This window comes from Burkholderia pulmonis, from assembly GCF_984667975.1.
This window is the reverse complement of record NZ_OZ480187.1, coordinates 416,897-436,170: the sequence shown is the minus strand read 5'-3', so window position 1 is coordinate 436,170 and position 19,274 is coordinate 416,897. Positions and strand designations below refer to the sequence as shown.

Sequence of the window (19,274 nt, the reverse complement as noted above, 5' to 3'; positions counted from 1 at the left end):
GACACTGTAAATCGCGGCGCATGAAATATTGGTGATTCCGGCAAAAGCGTATTCGCCGTCATCCCGAATTATTCACTCCGCGCCTTTTGCCGTCCGGCGCTTTTTCGTCAACGAAGGTAAGACCTGCGAAACCGCGCCAGATCGGCTGCCGGGCGCACGGTTTCGGTGCTTTATCCCGGCATTTTCTTCCGGGTCATTCAATGCGGATATGTCATTTTTTCTGACATGACCGCATTGCCATTTCATTCCCCGTAAATCGTTTCAATGATTACAAATCGAAATTGAAATGAAAGAGAAAAAATAATGCACGCCTCGATCGCCGTTTCGCGATTTTGCGTATTGAAGCGGAAGGGAAAGGAGGAATGCGGCGGAGGGGGAACCGCGCACCGCGTCGTACCGGCGCGCGGGCACGATCGTTCGGTTCGCGGGGGCGAGCGTCACGCGACGCCGGCCGTCGACGTACTTCGGCAGCGCATCGACGACGTCGATCACGCGGTGCCGACAAAGCGGCAACAGGAGCCTGCATGCAATGGGGCCCGCCTGAACCGCGGGCCCCGTTGCGGTCGCAACGACCGTGCCGTCAGAACTTCTGACGCAGCCCGAGGCTGACGATCGCCTGCGACCGCGAGTCGGACGAGTGGCCGTTCGCCTTGTCGGACACCGACGCGGTCGCGGCCACCGGCCGGCCGAGCGCGTCGAGCGTCATGCCCGATGCGTGCTGGTACGCACCGAGCAGGTACACGCTGGTGCGCTTCGACAGGTCGTAGACGGCACCGAGCGTGACGTTGTGATACTGCGCACGGTCGTCGACGCCATCGACATCGCTGCCGCGCGTGTAGCTGTAGCCGGCGAACAGTTGCGTCTGCGGCCGCACGTTCCAGCGCGTGAACACGCCCGCGACGTTGAACGTCGCGTGGCCGGTGAACAGCGACTGGCCGCCGCTGCGGTACTGCACGTTGCTGTAGTTCACGCCGACGACGGCCGGGCCGAAGTCGTACGTCGCGCCCGTCGCGATCACCTGCTGAGATTGCGCGCTTGCATAGCCTTCGTTGATCGACGAGTTGAAGAGGCCATCGTCGGTGCTCTGCCACTTGCCCGTCGTCGGGTCGGTCGCACCCGTCTTGCTGTTGTCCGAACGTTCGTAGCCGACGCCGACGCGCAGCGGGCCCGCCGCGTACGCCGCGCCGACGCTCCACGTGTTGCGCTGCTTCATGCTGCCCGGCTGGCCGCCGAAGCCGTACAGCGCGCCGAACGTGAAGCCCGAGTAGTTCGCGCTCGTGTACTTGATCGAGCTGTCGACGCGCGCGGTCTGGTCGAGATCGTCGATGTCGCCCGGGTGTGCGCCGAAGCCGCCGATGAACGACGACGGGCCGACCGGGCTCACGAAATCGTCGAGCGACGTGTACTGGCGGCCGAGCGTGATCGTGCCGTAGCGGTCGCTGCCGACGCCGACGAACGCCTGGCGGCCGAACTGGCGGCCGCCCTGGCCCGACGTGCCGTTCGTGATGTCGAAGCCGTTCTCGAGGACGAACAGCGCGCGCATCCCGCCGCCGAGATCCTCGGCGCCCTTGATGCCCCAGCGGCTGCCGGACAGGTTGCCGGTCGTGAGCCCGACATTCGAATGGCCGGTGTACGCACCCGCCGTCCCCACCCGCTCGTTGCTGCGATAGGTCACGCCCGCGTCGACGATGCCGTACAGCGTGACGGAGCTTTGCGCGGCGGCGACCCCCGCGAGCGAGAGCAGCAGCGGCGCTGCGATCAGTTGCTTGTTCATGGTTTTATGTCTCCGGGCGGTGAGCCCGTTGTTCTGGCTGGCAGTTGCGAGTAGCGCGCGGGCGCCGACCTCCGCCGGCTGCGTAAGTCCGGCGGCGTCCACGTGCGACGACGCGGCGGGCATGCCCGCTGCGGCCGCCATGGTAGATGGAACCGGTTCCGTTCCAAAGCGGAATAACGGCAACAGTTTTTTGCCAAAATCGAGATAGTTGGTGCGCCGCCGTCGCGGATGGCTGGCGTGCCTGTACAGCACGGGCTGGCGCACCCGATAATCGAACGCGCGCCATCCATCGGGAGTGCCTTCATGCATGAAACGACCCTGCTGATCTTCGCCGCCGTCGCATTCGTCGGTATCGCGACACCCGGCCCGACCGTGCTGCTCGCGCTGACGAACGGTTCGCGCTATGGCGTGCGCCGCGCGGCCTACGGCTTTGCGGGCGCGATGCTGTCCGACTTCGTGCTGATCGTCGCGGTCGCGCTCGGCCTCGGCGCGTTGCTGATGGCTTCCGCGTTCTGGTTCTCGGTGGTGAAATGGCTCGGCGCCGCGTACCTCGCGTATGTCGGCATCCGGCTGCTGATGTCGAAGGGGACGCTCGATGTCGCCGCCGCGCAAAGCGGTACCCCCACCGAGCGCAAAGTGTCGATCTTCGCGAAAAGCTTCCTGACCGCGGTGACGAACCCGAAGGGCTATCTGTTCTTCTCCGCGTTCCTGCCGCAGTTCCTCGATCCGTCCGCGCCGCTCGCACCGCAGTACGTCGCGCTCGCGGTCACGTTCGCGCTGCTCGACGGCGTGGTGATGTTCGGCTATGCGCTGCTCGGCGCACGTGCGGTGCGGCTGCTGAAGCGCTCGGGCGCACTGTGGCTCGAACGCACGTGCGGCGCGATGCTGCTCGCGCTCGCCGGTTCGTTGGCGCTGTACCGGCGTCATGCGGCATAGGAGCAGGTTCCGATGAAAATCGCCGCACCGCCCCGCTCCGGCTTTCCCGGCCTGTCGCTCCGCCAGCTCGAACGCGCGGATCTCGACGCGTGGTACGCGTACCTGTCGAACCCCGACGTGTTCCGCCACACGAGCTGGAGCCTGCGCACGCCCGACGATCTGCTGCCGCTGTTCGACAACATCGAATCGGCCGATCCGGATTCTATCCGGCGCCTCGCGATCGTCGACACCGCCTCGGGTGTACTCGCCGGGACGATCGGGCTGCATACGGTGTCCACCGCGAACCGCTCGGCGGAAATCGCTTACGACCTCGCGCCGTCGCACTGGGGGCGCGGGATCGCGAGCGCGGTATGCGAAACCGTCACCGCGTGGGCATTCGAAAACGGCGGCTTCATCCGCATGCAGGCCGTCGCGCTGGCCAGCAACGCGGGCTCGGCGCGCGTGCTGCAGAAGTGCGGCTATCGCTATGAAGGGCTGTTGCGCGCCTACAAGATGGTGCGCGGTACGCCGGGCGATTTCGCGATGTACGCGCGGCTCGCGACCGACTGACGCGCAGTACCAGGCATCGCGCGCCAATGCCGTGAAGCCATTGGACGACCCGCGCCGAATTGGCGACAATCGCCGTTCCCCACATCGACGCTCCGCCATGAAAATCGCCGCGCTCTCCGACATCCACGGCAACCTCGCCGCGCTCGACGCGGTGCTCGACGACGTCCGCCGCCGCGGCGCCGACGTGATCGTGAATCTCGGCGACATCGTGTCGGGCGCGCTCCAACCGGCCGAAACGGCCGACCGCCTGATCGCGCTCGACCTGCCGACGATCAAGGGCAATCACGAGCGCCAGTTGCTCACCTACGATCGCGAAGCGATGCGGCTGTCCGATCGCTGGGCACACGACACGCTGCGCGACGACCACCGCGCGTGGATCGCCGCGCTGCCCGAGCGCATGACGCTCGACGGCGACGATGTCCTGATGGTGCACGGCACGCCGGGCAGCGATCTCGTCTACTTCCTCGAAACGGTCACGCCCGACGGCTGCCGCGCGGCCACGCCCGACGAAGTCGCGCAGCGCGCGGGCAACGAAACGGCATCGCTGATCCTGTGCGGCCACACGCACGTACCGCGCACGGCAAAGCTCGACGACGGCCGGTTGATCGTCAACCCGGGCAGCGTCGGGCTGCAGGCGTACGCGGACGACCTGCCGCATCCGCACCGGATCGAGACGGGCTCGCCGCATGCGCGCTACGCGATGGTGTCGCGCACGGCGGCCGGCTGGAACGTCGAATTTCATGCAGTCGAATACGACTGGCACACAGCCTCCGCCACCGCGGCCTCGCGCGGGCGCGACGACTGGACCGTCGCACTGCGCACCGGCCGCTGCTGAGCCGCACGCACCGCTCCGTCACCCCGCTTCGCTCGATCACAGGAAAACCGAACGCCATGCCCGTTCCGTCGCAACTGCTCTTCCTGCCCGGTGCATCGGGCAGCACCGCTTTCTGGCAACCGCTGGCCGGCCTGCTGACGCACCCGGCCGAGCGGCGGATCGTCGCCTATCCGGGTTTCGGCGACACACCGCGCGATCCGGCCGTCGACGATTTCGACAGCCTCGTGCGTGAGGTCCTCGACAAGATCGACCGGCCGACTGCCGTGATCGCGCAATCGATGGGGGGTGTCATTGCAATGCGCGCGGCGCTCGACAAGCCCGAACACGTCACGCATCTCGTGCTGACGGTCACGTCCGGCGGTCTCGATATGGCAGGGCTCGGCGCGCAGGACTGGCGGGCCGTTTTCGCCGAAGCGAACCCGCAGCTGCCCGACTGGTTCCTGACGTTCCGCGCGGACCTGTCGCAAGAGATCGGCCGTATCGCCCAGCCGACGCTGCTGTTGTGGGGCGACGACGATCCGCTCAGCCCGGTCGCGGCCGGCCGGCGCCTGCTCGAGCGGCTGCCCGACGCGCAGCTGCATGTCGTGCCGGGCGGCCGGCACGACCTCGCGGCCGTGCATGCGCAAGCGCTCGCGCCGCTCGTCGACGCGCATCTGCAGCGCGTGTGACGTTACGCGCTTCGGCTCCAACTTCGGCTTCGACACGCACCTGGAACCGCGACGCTCACGCGCCGCGTCGCATTACCCCGCGTTCTTCAGCGTGAGCCTCGCTTCAAGTCCGCCGCCGTCGGGCCGGTTGGAAAGCGTGAGCGTGCCGCCCATCGCGAGCGCGAGCTGCTTCGCGATTGCAAGCCCCAGCCCCGTGCCGCCCGTATCGCGATTGCGCGACGTCTCCACGCGCCGGAACGGCTCGAACACCGCGTCGAGCTGATCGGCCGGAATGCCCGGCCCGCGGTCGAGCACGGCAATCACCGCGCCGCCGTCCGGTGCCGCCTGCACGTCGATCTCGGCCGCGCCCGCGAACTTCAGCGCGTTGTCGACGAGGTTGCCGACGATGCGGCGCAGCGCCTTCGGCCGCGTGACGAGCGCGAGCGGCGCGCGGCTGTGCAGCGCGACGTCCTGCCCGGCATCCGTGTAGTCGCACACGATGCTGTCGAGCAGCGCATCGAGATCGATGCGGCGCGCGGCTTCCTCGGTGCCGTGCAGCGTCCGCGCGTACGCGACGCCCTCCTTCACCAGGTGCTCCATCTCGAGCAGGTCCTGCCGCAGCTTCGCGCCCTGCGTGTCGTCGTCCATCACGTCGACGCGCAGCCGCATCCGCGTGATCGGCGTCTGCAGGTCGTGCGAGATCGACGCGAGGATCTGCATGCGCTCGGCCATGTACTGCGCGATGCGGTCCTGCATCGCGTTGAACGCCCGTGCGGCACGCGCGACTTCCGACGGCCCGCCTTCGTTCAGCCGCTCGCCCTTCAGGTCGGGGCCGAGTGCGTCGGCGGCCTGCGCAAGCTGCTTGAGCGGCCGCGTCGCGAGCCGCACCGCGAGCCAGCAGCACGCGGCCAGCACCGCGAGCTGCAGCACGAGCACGGCCGGCAGCCAGCCCGACAGCGGCACCGTCGACATCGGATGAATGTCGATCGTCAGCGGCGATCCGTCGGTCAGGCGCAGATGCACCTGCAGATGCTCGCGGTCGCCGGGGATCGCGTTCGCGGTCAGCGGGTAGTCGCCGCCGATGCCGTCCGAGATCGAGCGCTCGACGCGAGCCGACAACCGCGCTTCCGGCGGCGTGCCGGTCTCGCCCGGCCCGAGGATGAACGCATAGCTGCGCCGCGCGAGACGCGGCAGCCACGCGGCGCGCTCAGCCGGCGGCAGGTGGTCGAGCAACGCAACCGAGCTCGCGACCTCACGCTCGATGTAGCCCATCATCAGGTTGGTGGTCGCCTGGTCGCGCTCCGTGACGGTGAGCCAGAACGACAGCGTCTGCGCGAGCGCGAGCCCCACGCACAGGATCAGCGCGAGCCGCGCGAACAGCGAGCGCGGCCAGTGCCATAGCGTGCGCGCGCTCATGGCGTACCGTCGACGGCGGTCACGGCCGACGAGAACACGTAGCCCTCGTTGCGCAGCGTCTTGATGTAGCGCGGTTCGCGCGCGCCGTCGCGCAGACGCTGGCGCAGCCGGCTCACGAGCAGGTCGATCGAACGGTCGAACGGGTCGGACTGGCGCCCCTGCGTGAGGTTGAGCAACTGGTCGCGCGTCAGCACGCGTTGCGGGTTGTCGAGGAACACGCGCAGCAACCGGTATTCGGCGCCGCTCAGCGCGACCAGCGTGCCTTCGGCGTCGAGCAGGTGGCGCCCGGTCGTGTCGAGCCGCCATTCGCCGAACGCGAGCAGCTCGGCCGTTTCCGTCACCTGCATCCCGGGCGGCAGCATACGCGCGCGGCGCAGCACCGAGCGGATCCGCGCGAGCAGTTCGCGCACCGCGAACGGCTTGGCCAGGTAATCGTCGGCGCCCATCTCGAGGCCGATGATGCGATCGGTTTCCTCGCCGCGGGCGGTCAGCATCAGCACCGGCACCGTGCGGAACTTGCCGGCGCGCAGGTCGCGGCACAGCGTGAGTCCGTCCTCGCCCGGCATCATCAGGTCGAGCACGATCAGGTCGGGCGCGCCGTCGTCCAGCACGTTGCGCATCTCGCGGCCGTTCGCGGCCAGCGACACGCGCATGCCGTTCTTCTCCAGGTAGTCCGCGATCAGTTCGCGGATCGCGCGATCGTCGTCGACGATCAGCACGTGGTCGATCTTGTCCATGAGTCGTTGTCGGTGTCGTAGTTCGGGCAATCGATGTCCGCTTTTATACCGCACGGCGGGCACGCGTTTGTATCCCAATGTATCGCGCAGCCGTGACGACACACAACATTGCACACGCGCGACTGGCCGGACACATCGCAGATACGTCGGCGCCGCCTAATGAGGCCTGTCGAAACCCGTCCGGCCGCCGCCCCCGAGCAGCGGCCCCCCGATCAGGAGAACGCCATGCTGCCTCGCCTCAAGACCGCCGCCATCGTCATCGCCCTCGCCGCCACGGCCGGGCTCGCCGCCTTCGCCGGCACCCGCGACGACACGGGCATGCAGGCCTCGCCGGCCGGCACGCCCGCGCCCGATTTCACCGGCATCGACCGCTGGCACAACAGCACGCCGCTGACGCTCGGCCAGTTGCGCGGCAAGGTCGTGCTCGTCGATTTCTGGACGTACTCGTGCATCAACTGCATTCACACGATTCCATACGTAAACGACTGGTACCGGAAGTATCGCGACCAGGGGCTCGTCGTGGTCGGCGTGCATACGCCGGAATATCCGTTCGAGCGCGATGCGGGCAACGTCGCCGACGCGATCAAACGCTTCGATATCCGGTACCCGGTCGCGCAGGACAACCGCTACGACACGTGGCGCGCGTACGGAAACCAGTACTGGCCCGCGCTGTACCTGATCGATGCGAACGGCAAGGTCGTCTATACACGCTATGGCGAAGGCGGATACGACAAGACCGAGGCCGCGATTCGCGGCGCGCTCGCGCAGGCGGGATCGAAGGGGACGACGAGCACGCAGTAAGCAGCGCGACGCGCGGGCACGGCACGCGCCCGCGCGCCTCGCGCGCTCACCCGTTCAGTCGCTCACTCGCGCTTTGCGTCGGCCGCCGCGAGCATCGCCTCGCCGATCGCGAGGTTGCCGTCCGCGACCAGCGCTTCGCCCGCGCCGCGGATATCGGCCTCGGCCTTGTTCTGCCCGAGCTTGCGCTTGCCGACGAGCCGCGTGATCTCGATCTGCAAGCCGACGATCGACTGCAGCATCGTGTCGATGTAGTCCTTCGGCGCGTCGCCCATCTTCCACGGCGCCGGCTGCGACGCCTCGTGCGTGCGCGTCAGCCGCGCGACCACGCCGCGCACGAACTTCTCGTCGTCGCGCACCGTGATGCGGCCGTGCGCATGCACGACCATGTAGTTCCACGTCGGCACCTGACGGTGCGCGACGTGCTTACTCGGGTACCAGTTCGGCGAGATGTACGCATCGCCCGCGCGGAAGATCACGAGCACCTCGTCGCCGTCCACGACGTCCTGCCAGACCGGATTCGCGCGTGCGACGTGCGCATGCAGTTCGCCGGGCCCGCCGTCGTCGGGCAACAGTTCGAACGGAATGTGGTTCGCGTCGAGCCCGCTCTTGCCGTGCGTAATCAGGCTGCCGAACGGATGCTGCACGATCAGCTCGCGCATCGCGTCGGGATTGGGTTCGTTGAAATCGGCGGGGACGTACATGTCGGCTCCACTGTCGTGCGGGGTGGGAAATGGCGCGGGCGCGAGCCCGTCATGCGGCGATTGTGGTCCAAATCTGGTTTATGCTGTAGAGCCGGTTTGAAACAATTTCAGCAGACCAGAATCATGGCAAGAACGGCCCGGATCGTCGAAATCCCGTCGCTCGGCGCGCTCGACCGCGCGGCCGGCGACCTGAGCCGCCAGCTCGCGCAGGCGCTGCGCGACGCCGTGGGCCGCGGCGACGTCCGGCCGGGCGACACGCTGCCGTCCACGCGGCTGCTGGCAACGGCGCTGCAGGTCGCACGCGGTACCGTCGTCGATGCGTATGCGCAGCTCGTCGCCGAAGGCTTTCTCGAATCGCGCGGCGGCGCGGGCACGCGGGTCGCGAGCGCGCTCGCGGAACCGCCGGCCGGCAACGAACCGGAACCGCCGGCACGACGTCAGCGCCCGGCGCGCGCCGGACTGCCCGAACCGGCCGCCACCTTCGCGCGGATCGCCCGCGAATTCAGTCCGCTGCCGGCCATGCCGTTCGCGATCTCGGTGCCGGTCGGCCTCACCGCACCCGACGACATCTGGCGCCGGCTCGGCAACCGCCTGCGCGCACGCGGCGCCGGCGCGCCGTCCGGCTATGCCGATCCGCAAGGCGCGCTGCCGCTGCGCGAAGCGATCGCCGACTACGTGCGCCGGTCGCGCTCGGTGCGCTGCGATGCCGGCCAGGTCGTGATCACGAGCGGCACGCAGCAGGGGCTGCATCTCGCGAGCCAGGTGCTGCTCGGCGACAACGACCGCGCGTGGGTCGAGAATCCGGCCTATCGCGGCATCACCGCGCTGCTCGAAAGCACCGGCCGGCGCGACGCGATGGTGCGCGTGCCAGTGGACGCGGACGGCCTCGACGTCGACGCCGGCATCCGCCTCGCGCCGGATGCGCGCGCCGCGTTCGTCACGCCGTCGCACCAGTACCCGCTCGGCATGCCGCTGAGCATGGCGCGGCGCAACGCACTGCTCGCGTGGGCGCGTGCGCATCGCGCGTGGGTGGTCGAGGACGACTACGACAGCGAACTGCGCTACGAAGGCTATCCGTTCCCGTCGCTGCAGGGGCTCGACCCCGATCGCGTGATCTATCTCGGCACCTTCAGCAAGATCCTGTTTCCGTCGCTGCGGCTCGGCTACGTGATCGCACCCGACGATCTCGTGCCCGCGTTCTGCGGCGCGCGCGTGCTGATGGATCGCCATGCGCCGACCGCCGACCAGCACGTGCTGGCCGCGTTCATCGCCGAAGGTCATCTCGATCGCCACATCCGCCGCGTGCGCGGCGTCTATGCGGAACAGCGCGCGCTGCTGATCGACACGCTCGGCGCGCGGCTGCCGCGCGAGCGCGCGTGGGTGCAGCCGGGCGATCAGGGAATGCACGTCGTGCTGTGGCTCGCCGCAGGCATCGACGATCACGACGTGGTCGCGCGCGCCGCTCAGGCCGGTGTCGCGGTGCGCGCGGTGTCGCCGATGTTCGCGCCCGGCACGGCCCGCCCGGGGCTCATCCTCGGCTTCGGCGGGTTCGGCCGCGCGCAGATGGAAGCGGCCGCGCAGCGGCTCGCGGACGTGGTTTCGTCGGTGGAATCGCGCCCCCGCGCGCGGTAAAAGGTTGTCGACGGGCAACAAACGTAATCGTCTGTAAATCCTGCAAGCAAACGGCCGTTTCGCCCGTCGGCACGCCTGTCCGGTTTGCTAGGATCGCGCCTCCTCCCTCCGCGCGCCTGCCGCCTTGAATCGTTTCGTGCTGCCTCTCCGAGATGCGTGGCTCCGTTGCCGCGCCCGTGTCGCGCCGCTCGCCGCCGCCTGCCGCGCGCGCCTCCGCGCCCTGGGCGCAGGCGTGCTGCACCGCCTGCGCCATCCGACGCGGCGTGGCGTGGCGCTGACGCTCGCCGCAATACCGGTGCTGGGCCTGCTGGTCCTGCTCGCGTTCGTCCCGTTCACGCCGAGCATCGGCGACATCCGCAAGGCGCGCATCGACCGCCCCGCGCGCGTGCTGTCGGCCGACGGCCAGCTGATCGCCGAGTTCCGGCCCGTCAACCGCGAATGGGTGCCGCTCAAGCAGATCTCGCCGCACATGGTCGACGCGCTGATCGCGACCGAGGACCACCGCTTCTACGCACACCACGGCATCGACTGGCGCCGCACGATCGCGGCCGGGCTGCATACGTTTTCGGGCGACCGCCAGGGCGGCTCGACGATCACGCAGCAGCTCGCACGCAACCTGTACCCGGACGAAGTCGGCCGCGCGCCGACGCTCACGCGCAAGGTCAAGGAGCTGATCACCGCGTTCAAGATCGAATCGGTGTACAGCAAGGACGAGATCCTCGAGACCTACCTGAATACCGTGCCGTTCCTGTACAACGCGTACGGCGTCGAAATGGCCGCGCGCACCTACTTCGGCAAGTCGGCGGACCAGCTCGACGTCGCGGAAAGCGCGACGCTCGTCGGGATGCTGAAGGGCAACAGCTACTACAACCCGGTGCTGAACCCGGAGCGCGCGGTCCAGCGGCGCAACATCGTGCTCGGCCGGATGGCGCAGATGGGCATGCTCACGCCTCAGCAGCTCGCGAAACTGCAGCGCCAGCCGCTGCGCGTCGACTTCGAGCCGCAGACGGCCCAGCCGGGCCTCGCGCCACACTTCGCGGTGCAGCTGCGCAAGTGGCTGATCGCGTGGGCCGACCGCAACAACTACGATCTCTACTCGGACGGCCTCGTCGTGCGCACGACGCTCGATGCGCGGCTGCAGGACATGGCCACGCAGGCGCTGACGCGGCAGACCGAACGGCTGCAGGCGATCGCCGACGGCGCATGGCGCGGCCCGTCCGGCTGCGGGCTGCGCAACGACCTGTTCCGCGGCTTCATCCGCCAGACGCCCGAGTATCGCCAGGCGCGCGACACGGGGCTCGCCGATGTGGCCGTGCTGAAGCAGCTCGGCGCCGATCGGGCGTTCATGCATGCGCTGTGCGAACGCAAGACGCAGGTGCAGGCCGGCTTCGTCGCGATCGATCCGCGCAACGGCGCGATCCGCGCGTGGGTCGGCAGCCCCGATTTCAGCAGCGAGCCGTTCGATCACGTCGCACAGGCGCGGCGCCAGCCGGGTTCCACGTTCAAGCCGTTCGTCTATGGCGCCGCGTTCGCGGACGGCATGCGGCCGGACGACACGTTCGTCGACCGCCCCGTCGCGATTCCGATCGATGGCCGCGCGGTGTGGCGCCCGACCGATGCGGAGCCGCCGACCGGCGAGCCGATGACGCTGCGCGATGCGCTCGCGCTGTCGCGCAACCGCGTCACCGCGCAGGTGATGCAGCACGAAGGCGCCGCGAAGGTCGCACAGCTGGCACGCGCGATGGGCGTGCGCGACAGCCCGCTCGACGCAGTGCCGTCGCTCGCGCTCGGCACGAGCCCCGTCACGCTGAAGGAAATGGTGTCCGCGTACGGCACGATCGCGAACCGCGGCGTGTACGTCGCACCGCAGATGATCACGCGCATCGAGGATCGCGACGGCAAGGTGCTCGCCGCATTCGGCAGCGCGCCGCCCGAACGCGCATTGCCGGCGCCGGCCGCGCAGACGCTCGTCGACGTGATGCGCGATGTCGTCGATCGCGGCACCGGGGCCGACATCCGGTCGCGCTACGGAATTCGCGTCGACGTCGCCGGCAAGACGGGCACGACGCAGGACAACGCCGACGGCTGGTTCATCCTGATGCATCCGCAGCTCGTGGCCGGCGCATGGGTCGGCTTCGACGACGGCAGCGTGACGCTGCGCAGCGACTACTGGGGCGCAGGCGCGCACAGCGCGCTGCCGATCGTCGGCTCGTTCTACGATGCGGCGCTGCGCGCACGGGCGATCGACCCGCACGCGCAGTTCTCGCCCGACTTCCGGCCGCGCAGCGCGCCGGCGCCGAAGCGGCGCTCGCAGCATTCGGGCCTGTTCGACTGGCTGAGGTTTTTTCGCTGATCGCGGTGCCGCCGGCCCGTGACGCCGGCTGCCCGGTTTACCGGCGCGTCGCCGTCGCGTGCCCGTCCGCGTACAACCAGACCGGCGTACCGTCGTCGCGCAATGCCGCGACCGGTTCGCCGTTGCGCCAGTTCTGCGCGATCGCGATGCGGCGCACGTACCACGGCATCAGGAACGCATGCGCCACACCGTCGAACAGCGCGTCGTCACCGATCCGCGTGTAACGGGCCGGATGCAGCACGGTGCCGTCCGCGCTCAGCACCGTCGCCCGCACATCGTTGCCGTCTTCGTCCTCGACGCAGGCCAGCCAGGCGTGCTCGCGGCCCCGGCACAGGCCCGATACCTCGTCGTACCGCCCGTGCGCGATCGTCGCGCCCGTATCGAGATCGCAGATCGCGAGTTGCACCGGCTCGCCCGGCAGGACGCCGATCGCGTAACGCGTGGACAGCTCGCCCGGCACCGCCTCGTCGTCGTGCAACCACGACGGCGCGCCGAGGTTCACGAAATCGAAAGGCACCCGTTCACGGCCCTGCCCGTCGACGATCGAGCAGCGCCCGTCGTCGCGCCGCACGACATGGCGGATCGCGCCGAGGTCCGCCACGCGCTCCGTCGGTGTGTCGTCGAGCCTGGCGATTTCCGCGTAATGCGGTTCAACGACCGTGCGACCGTTCAGATCGACGAGGCCGACATGATCGCCGTCGCGCCGCGCGAGAAACGCACCGCACTCGGCCGACCATTCGAGCGACGTCCATTCGGGCGTCGCCAGCCATTGCCCGTCGCGGCCCGCCAGCCCCCAGTGCTCGCCGTCGCTCGCCGCAACGACTGCACCGTTCACGAACTCATGTGCATCGTCGAAACGCGGCGGAATCACCCACGCGCCTTGCGTGTCGACGAAGCCCCAGCGGCCGTCCACGCTCGCGGACGCTAGACCGTCGGAGAATTCGCCGAAATCGTCGAGCGCCGGTTCGAGCACCCACGTGCCGTCCGTACGCACGAGCCCGAACCGCTCGCCGACGCGCACGCATGCGACGTCGCCGCTGAAATCCCACACGGCATCGAACGCCGGCTCGCGCACGATCCGCGTCTCGTCGCCGTCGCCGCCGGCGAGCAGCAGGCCGACCTTCCCGTCGCGCGCGGCCCACAGCAACCGGTCGTCGCGCGCGCCGCTCGTCCACAGGTTCGCCCACTCGGGCGGCACGATCACCTCCCACGCATCGTCGGTTTCGCGCCGTACGCCCCACCGGCCGTTGCGTCCGCGAAAGCTGAACGTGTCGTAACCGAGCCAGTTGCCGTGCCGTTCCTCGGCGTCGAACATCTCGGCGAACGTCACGCCGCGCGGCGGCTCCTGGCGCCGGAAGTAGTGATGCGACACGCAGCCGAACCCGAAGCCCCACGCCCAGTCGCACCAGTCGGCGGGCGTATCGATCTCGAGCGCATCGCGCACGCCGCGCGCGTCACGGAAATCCATGCAGTTCACGATCCGCCACCACAGCCGCGTGCAGTGGTCGCGCTCCTCGTTGATGAATTCGTCCGGGCCGCTGTCGGCGAGCCACGACAGTTCGTCGAGGTTCGCGGACAACATCGGCGCACCGTGCGCATCGCCCAGCGCGTCGATCGACTCGCCGAGATGGCGCACGAGCGCATCGAACTGGCGCGCGAGCGCGGGATCGTCGCCGTGCAGCGGATGCGCGACGACGAACGACGCAAGCCGGCCGAGACGCGCATGCGCGGCACGCGCGTCGCTGGCGAGATTCGGCGTGCCCGCGTCGCCGAACACCCGCTGATCGGTGATCGCGCCGCCCGCACTGCCGTCGGCGAGCAACACGCGCCACAGCAGCGGAAAGTGATTGCTGGATTCCGCGAACTCGACCGTTCGCGCGTCATCTCCGTCGCCGGACTGGAGATAGAGCCATGCTCGATTGCCCATCGGAAGCGTCGCCCTCGTCTTGATTGCGGCTGTTGTCGTATCGGCGCTCATTATAGGAGCGCGGGATGACGAAGGCGGCTGCCGGTACGACGCCGCACGTCGCATTAGTCCACCCGGACGAAGCGGGCCCCTCGCACGCGGTGCATCATCGTCGTCACCCTCCAACGACGACGGAGCCCGCATGATCCCGAGCGCAGTTGCTGTCGCGAACCTGCTGTACCGCTACGCGGAGTTGCTGGATGCGGGCGACCTGCGCCGCCACCTGAACCCGAACGAATCGCCGGCCGGTTGACGCACCGGCCGGCGTAACACGCAGCCGCGCTCAGCCCGCGGCGAGCGTATCGGCCAGCGCGTCGAACTCCGGCGCCCATGCCGCACGCCATGCGGCCTTCGCCGCGTCATCGACCCATGCGCCGTCGATCCCGTTCAGCATGAACTGCTTCAGCTCGGCCACGGTAAAACCGAAATGGCTGAACATCAACTCCCACGCCTCGCTCGGATTGACCTTGTGCAGCGTCGGATCATCGGTGTTCGGATGAATCTTCAGCCCGAGGCCCGGCATCTTGCGCATCGGGTGCAGTTCCGCCCATTGCTCGGGCGGCAGCGTGCGCAGGTAGTACGAATTCGTCGGCACGACGGTGAAGACGATCCCGCGTTCCGCATAGCGTGCGCACAACTCGGGGTGGTCGACGATCGTATAGCCGTGATCGACGCGATCGACCTGCAGCAGGTCGACGGCCGTCTCGACGTTGCGCCACGGCATCCCGAACTCGCCCGCATGCGCGGTCGTGCGGAAGCCGGCCGCACGCGCATTGCGGTACGCCTTCCAGAACAGCTCGGGCGGGCGGTCGTTCTCGCGATAGTCGATGCCGAGCCCCGCCACTTCGTCCGCGCGATGCGCCTTCATCCACTCGACGATCGCAACCGCTTCGTCGGGATCCTGTTCGCGGTCGATGCTCGGAATCAGGCGGGCGCCGATTCCGAAATCGCGCACGGCATCGCGAATCGCCGTGACGATCGCCGCCTGCGCGTCCGCATACGCGATGCCCGATACGCGCACCGTGCCGGTCGGATTCCAGAAGAATTCCGCATGCCGGACGTTGTGCGCGGCCGCGTCTTCCAGATACTCGTATGCGATCCGCCGCAGATCGTCGGGCTGCGTGAGCAGATACTTGTCGAGCGCGCGCAGCACGTGCAGCACGCCGACCGGCTTCTCGCCGCGCGCATAGAACGCGTCGATCTCCGCACGCTCGATCGGTGCGCCGCTGCGCTCCGCGAGTGCGACGAACGTGTCGTGCCGCACCGCGCCGAGCAGGTGGCAGTGCAGCTCGACCTTCGGCAGCGCGTGGAAGAAGGCCCGATGGGCCGGCGTGATCTCGATGCCCGTGCGCGCGGCCGGGACGTTGCCTGGTGTTCCCTTCATGTCAGTCTCTTTTGCGGTAGTGCCATTGCGTCGCGAAAGCCGTCTCTCAATGCGGCTTCACAACGGTCCAGAAGTAATAGCCGAGCGGCAGCGCGAGCACGACGAGCCCCCACGGCACGTCGCGCCAGCGGCCCGCCAGCAGCTTGACGAGCACGTAGCACAGCAGCCCGCCCGCGATGCCGGTGCCGAAGCTGTTCGACATCAGCGTGAGCAGCACCATCGACATCACGGGCAGCGCGTCGGTGAAGTCGTCGAAATGCGTATGGCGGATCGTCGCGAACATCGACAGCCCGATCAGGATCAGCGCCGGTGCGGTCGCCTCTTTCGGAATCGCGAGCGCGACCGGCACGAACAGCAGCATCGCGGCGAACAGCACGGCCGCGGCCACCGACGACAGCCCGCTGCGGCCGCCGGCCTCGACGCCTGCCGCCGATTCGATCAGCGCGGTCAGCGCCGGAATGCCGAACACGGGCCCGAGCGTCGCGGCGAGCGAATCGACGAGGAACGGCCGGTTGATGTTCGGCAGGTTGCCGTGTTCGTCGAGCAGGTTCGCCTTCGCGCCGACCGCGAGCGCGGTGCCGAGCGTCGAGAAGAATTCCGCCGCGAAGAACGCGAACAGGTACGGCGCGGCCGCGAGGCTCAGCGCGCTGCGGATGTCGAGCTTGAACGCGATCGGCGCGATGCTGTGCGGCAGCGACACGAACGATGCGGGCAGGTGCGTGACGCCGAGCGGCACGCCGGCCGCCGCCGCCACGAGGATCGCGATCAGGATCGCGCCAGGCACCTTGCGCGCTTGCAGCACGATCGCCACCGCGAGGCCGATCAGCGCGACGAGCGCACCCGGTCGCGAGAAGTCGCCGAGCGCGAACGCATTGGTCTTCGCGTTCGCGACGACCATCCCGGCATTGCGCAGCCCGAGCATCGTGACGAACAGCCCGATCGACGCGCCGAGCCCGAGCTTGATCTGCACCGGTATCAGCCGCATCACGACACCGCGCGCGCCGAGAATCGTCAGCAGGAAGAACAGCACGCCCGATACGCATGCGATGCCGAGGCCCGTCTGCCAGCCGACGTGCTCCGTCGTCGCGAGCGTCACGCCGATGATCACCGAGCCGCCGATGCCGGGGCCGACGAGGAACGGCAGGTTCGCGTAGAGCCCCATCAGCGCCGTGAACAGCACGAACACGATGATCGTCGCGGTCGTCGCCGCGCCGCGCTCCATGCCGCCCGTCGCGAGCAGCGACGGGATCACGACGAGCAGATAGGCCGCCGCGAGGAACGACGTGACGCCCGCGATCGTCTCGGTGCGCACGCTCGTGCCGCGCGCGGCGAGCGCGAAGCGGCGTTCGAGCCAGTTGGCCGGCGCTCGCGCCGGCATCGTGTCAGTCGCTGACATGGTGGTTCTCCTGTGATTCCGAATATTGTCCTGTGTCGGTTCCCGCAGCGCGGTCTTATACTGCCGCGTACCGCATCCCGACCGTTATTGCCCGATGTCGTCCGACCGCTCGTCGCTGCTGCCCGCGCTCACGCTGCGGCAAGTCCAGCACTTCGTCGTGCTCGCCCACGCACGCAGCTTCACACAGGCCGCGCAGGCGCTGTCGCTCACGCAGCCCGCGCTCACCGCGTCGATCCGCCAGATCGAGTTCCTGCTCGGCGGCCGCCTGTTCGCGCGCACCGCACACCGCCTCACGCTCACCACGGCCGGCGAAGCCGTGCTGCCGCTCGCCGAACGCCTGCTCAACCAGGCGCGCGGCACCTTCGACGACATGACGCGGCTCATCGGCGAACGCATCCAGACCGTTCGCATCGCGTTCATCCCGTCGGTCGCGGGCCGCCTGCTGCCCGCGCTCAACGCATTGCGCGGCACGCACCCGACGCTGCGCTTCACGCTCACCGACCTGCCGAACAGCGCGCTCGTCGAAGCCGTGCGCGACGGTGTCGCGGATCTCGGCATCGGCGTGCGCGAACCGGACAGCGACGACGGCACGCTGCGCTACCAGCAGCTGTTCGAGGACGAGATCGTGATCGTCGTGCGGCACGACGATCCGCTCGCCCGCGCCAAGAGCGTCACGTGGGCGAAGCTCGTCGATCGCGAGCTTGCCGTGTTCGTGCGCGGCAGCGTCAGCGAATCGCTGCATCGCACCGGCGGCGCCGAGAAGCTGCGCCTGAACGTCACGTACCGGATGGAATACACCGAGCCGCTCTACGCACTCGCGCGCAACGGCCTCGCGACCGCCGTGCTGCCCAGCCTCTATACGATGCATCTGCACGATCCCGAACTCGTCGCGTTGCGTGTCGACAAACCGCGCGTCACGCGCGCGATCTCGCTGATCTCGCTCGCCGCCGACGATCGCGGCCCGCACGTGCGCGCGTGCCGCGAGTGGATTGCGAAGCACATCTGATGCCGTTCACCGCGCTGCCGCCCGTGTTCAGGGCAGCTTCGCGATGCGCTCGACGAGCGTCGCGTAAAAACGGTCCGCGTCGACCTCGTTGATCCACGTCGCATTCGCCGTGCGGCCACTGCGCCCGTTCCAGTCGACGATCGTCTCGCCGAGCGTCCACTGCCCGGTCGTCTCGACCACCACGTTCACCTTGCGCCCGCCGAACAGCGTCGGATCGACGAGATAGCCGACCGCGGTCGGGTCGTACATCGGTGCGTCTTCGACGCCGCGCCGCTTCTTGTTGTACGCGAGCTCGGCATCCATGATGTCCGCGACGATCTTGCCGCAGCGGTTGCCGAGCGCACGGAACGGCGCGACGCGCGCCGGCGTGATCGGTGCCTTCACCGCGACGTCGCGCGGCAGCACGACGATCGGCACGCCGCTGCCGAACACGACGTCGGCCGCCTGCGGGTCGACGTAGATGTTGAACTCGGCGGCCGGCGTGATGTTGCCGCGCTCGAAGAACGCGCCGCCCATCAGCACGATCTCGCGCAGCGCGCCGCGAATCTGCGGCGCTTCGACCAGCGCGGTCGCGATGTTCGTCAGCGGGCCGAGCGCGCACAGCGTCACGCTGTTCGGCGCCGCGCGGCTCAGCGTATCGACGAGGTACGACACCGCATGGCCGGCGGCGAGCGGCGCGCGCGGCTCGTGCAGTTCGACGCCTTCGAGCCCCGTCTTGCCGTGCACGTTCGCGGCCGTCACGAGGTCGCGCACGAGCGGGCGCGGGCAGCCCGCGTAGACCGGCAGCGTCTTCGTGCGGCCGGCCCAGTCGCGGATGATCCGCGCGTTGCGTTCGGTCAGGTCAAGCGGCACGTTGCCTGCGACAGCCGTCAGCGCGCGTACGTCGAGCCGGTCCTGCGCGCCCAGCGCGAACAGGATCGCGATGGCGTCGTCCTGCCCCGGGTCGGTATCGATGATCACCGTGCGGCGCGCGGCGTCGCCGCCGGCCGCGAACGCGCCCGCTTCGGGCAGCAGCGCGGTGCCGGCCAGCGCGGCGGACAGTTTCAGGAAGGTGCGGCGGGATGCGATCGGATGGGTCATGGTCGAGCTCTCAAGAAAACGCCGGGCCGCCCCGGGTTTGCCTGGCCCCTCGGGGGGCCTG

Annotated in this window: 17 protein-coding genes; 8 read left to right on the top strand and 9 right to left on the bottom strand. The window is 68.9% G+C overall.

Features of this window, described 5'->3' with window-relative positions:
* Positions 1-261: 261 nt before the first annotated feature.
* Together AC5LXK_RS18780 and AC5LXK_RS18775 are read right to left on the bottom strand one after the other, a co-directional pair.
* Complete coding sequence (locus AC5LXK_RS18780; protein WP_493392974.1) at positions 262-492, bottom strand: hypothetical protein; 231 nt, start codon at positions 490-492, stop codon at positions 262-264.
* Positions 493-580: 88 nt separating this feature from the next.
* On the bottom strand, positions 581-1,774 hold the full coding sequence (locus tag AC5LXK_RS18775) for a porin (RefSeq protein ID WP_493392973.1): 1,194 nt from the start codon (positions 1,772-1,774) through the stop codon (positions 581-583).
* A 303-nt stretch (positions 1,775-2,077) separates the two neighbouring features.
* Between AC5LXK_RS18775 and AC5LXK_RS18770 the strand changes: the two genes are divergently transcribed.
* From AC5LXK_RS18770 to AC5LXK_RS18755, 4 genes are all read left to right on the top strand, one after another.
* Positions 2,078-2,710 (top strand): LysE family translocator, encoded by a 633-nt coding sequence (locus tag AC5LXK_RS18770; protein ID WP_493392972.1) that lies wholly within the window; start codon positions 2,078-2,080, stop codon positions 2,708-2,710.
* 12 nt (positions 2,711-2,722) lie between these two features.
* A complete protein-coding gene (locus tag AC5LXK_RS18765) occupies positions 2,723-3,259 on the top strand; it encodes a GNAT family N-acetyltransferase (RefSeq protein ID WP_493392971.1) in 537 nt (178 codons plus the stop codon).
* A gap of 97 nt (positions 3,260-3,356) precedes the next feature.
* Positions 3,357-4,094, top strand: coding sequence for a metallophosphoesterase family protein (locus tag AC5LXK_RS18760; protein WP_493392970.1), 738 nt, complete (start codon positions 3,357-3,359; stop codon positions 4,092-4,094).
* Between the two features lie 56 nt (positions 4,095-4,150).
* Entirely contained in the window at positions 4,151-4,762 is a 612-nt protein-coding gene (locus AC5LXK_RS18755) for an alpha/beta fold hydrolase (protein ID WP_493392969.1), read from the top strand.
* 72 nt (positions 4,763-4,834) lie between these two features.
* Here AC5LXK_RS18755 and AC5LXK_RS18750 read toward each other — a convergent pair whose 3' ends face one another.
* Both AC5LXK_RS18750 and AC5LXK_RS18745 read right to left on the bottom strand, forming a co-directional pair.
* Positions 4,835-6,157, bottom strand: a complete 1,323-nt coding sequence (locus AC5LXK_RS18750) for an ATP-binding protein (RefSeq protein WP_493392968.1) — start codon at positions 6,155-6,157, stop codon at positions 4,835-4,837.
* Complete coding sequence (locus AC5LXK_RS18745) at positions 6,154-6,894, bottom strand: response regulator (RefSeq protein WP_174954362.1); 741 nt, start codon at positions 6,892-6,894, stop codon at positions 6,154-6,156. The genes AC5LXK_RS18750 and AC5LXK_RS18745 overlap by 4 nt, the downstream gene beginning before the upstream one ends.
* A 225-nt stretch (positions 6,895-7,119) precedes the next feature.
* On the opposite strand from AC5LXK_RS18745, the gene AC5LXK_RS18740 reads away from it, so the two are divergent.
* Complete coding sequence (locus AC5LXK_RS18740) at positions 7,120-7,695, top strand: thioredoxin family protein (protein ID WP_493392967.1); 576 nt, start codon at positions 7,120-7,122, stop codon at positions 7,693-7,695.
* A 62-nt stretch (positions 7,696-7,757) separates the two neighbouring features.
* On the opposite strand, the gene AC5LXK_RS18735 is transcribed toward AC5LXK_RS18740, so the two are convergent.
* On the bottom strand, positions 7,758-8,396 hold the full coding sequence (locus AC5LXK_RS18735) for an FMN-binding negative transcriptional regulator (RefSeq protein WP_493392966.1): 639 nt from the start codon (positions 8,394-8,396) through the stop codon (positions 7,758-7,760).
* 123 nt (positions 8,397-8,519) lie between these two features.
* Between AC5LXK_RS18735 and pdxR the strand changes: the two genes are divergently transcribed.
* Together pdxR and AC5LXK_RS18725 are read left to right on the top strand one after the other, a co-directional pair.
* Entirely contained in the window at positions 8,520-10,028 is a 1,509-nt protein-coding gene (gene pdxR, locus AC5LXK_RS18730; protein WP_493392965.1) for a MocR-like pyridoxine biosynthesis transcription factor PdxR, read from the top strand.
* A 124-nt stretch (positions 10,029-10,152) separates the two neighbouring features.
* Complete coding sequence (locus tag AC5LXK_RS18725) at positions 10,153-12,381, top strand: penicillin-binding protein 1A (protein WP_493392964.1); 2,229 nt, start codon at positions 10,153-10,155, stop codon at positions 12,379-12,381.
* 37 nt (positions 12,382-12,418) lie between these two features.
* Here AC5LXK_RS18725 and AC5LXK_RS18720 read toward each other — a convergent pair whose 3' ends face one another.
* The 3 genes from AC5LXK_RS18720 to AC5LXK_RS18710 all read right to left on the bottom strand — a co-directional run bounded on the left by AC5LXK_RS18720 (position 12,419) and on the right by AC5LXK_RS18710 (position 17,127).
* On the bottom strand, positions 12,419-14,308 hold the full coding sequence (locus AC5LXK_RS18720; RefSeq protein ID WP_493392963.1) for a WG repeat-containing protein: 1,890 nt from the start codon (positions 14,306-14,308) through the stop codon (positions 12,419-12,421).
* A 322-nt stretch (positions 14,309-14,630) separates the two neighbouring features.
* Positions 14,631-15,731, bottom strand: coding sequence for an adenosine deaminase (add, locus tag AC5LXK_RS18715; protein ID WP_493392962.1), 1,101 nt, complete (start codon positions 15,729-15,731; stop codon positions 14,631-14,633).
* A 46-nt stretch (positions 15,732-15,777) separates the two neighbouring features.
* Positions 15,778-17,127, bottom strand: coding sequence for an NCS2 family permease (locus AC5LXK_RS18710; protein ID WP_493392961.1), 1,350 nt, complete (start codon positions 17,125-17,127; stop codon positions 15,778-15,780).
* A 94-nt stretch (positions 17,128-17,221) separates the two neighbouring features.
* On the opposite strand from AC5LXK_RS18710, the gene AC5LXK_RS18705 reads away from it, so the two are divergent.
* Positions 17,222-18,133 (top strand): LysR family transcriptional regulator, encoded by a 912-nt coding sequence (locus AC5LXK_RS18705; RefSeq protein ID WP_124456257.1) that lies wholly within the window; start codon positions 17,222-17,224, stop codon positions 18,131-18,133.
* A gap of 27 nt (positions 18,134-18,160) precedes the next feature.
* On the opposite strand, the gene AC5LXK_RS18700 is transcribed toward AC5LXK_RS18705, so the two are convergent.
* Positions 18,161-19,213 (bottom strand): nucleoside hydrolase, encoded by a 1,053-nt coding sequence (locus tag AC5LXK_RS18700; protein ID WP_493392960.1) that lies wholly within the window; start codon positions 19,211-19,213, stop codon positions 18,161-18,163.
* Positions 19,214-19,274 lie beyond the last annotated feature (61 nt).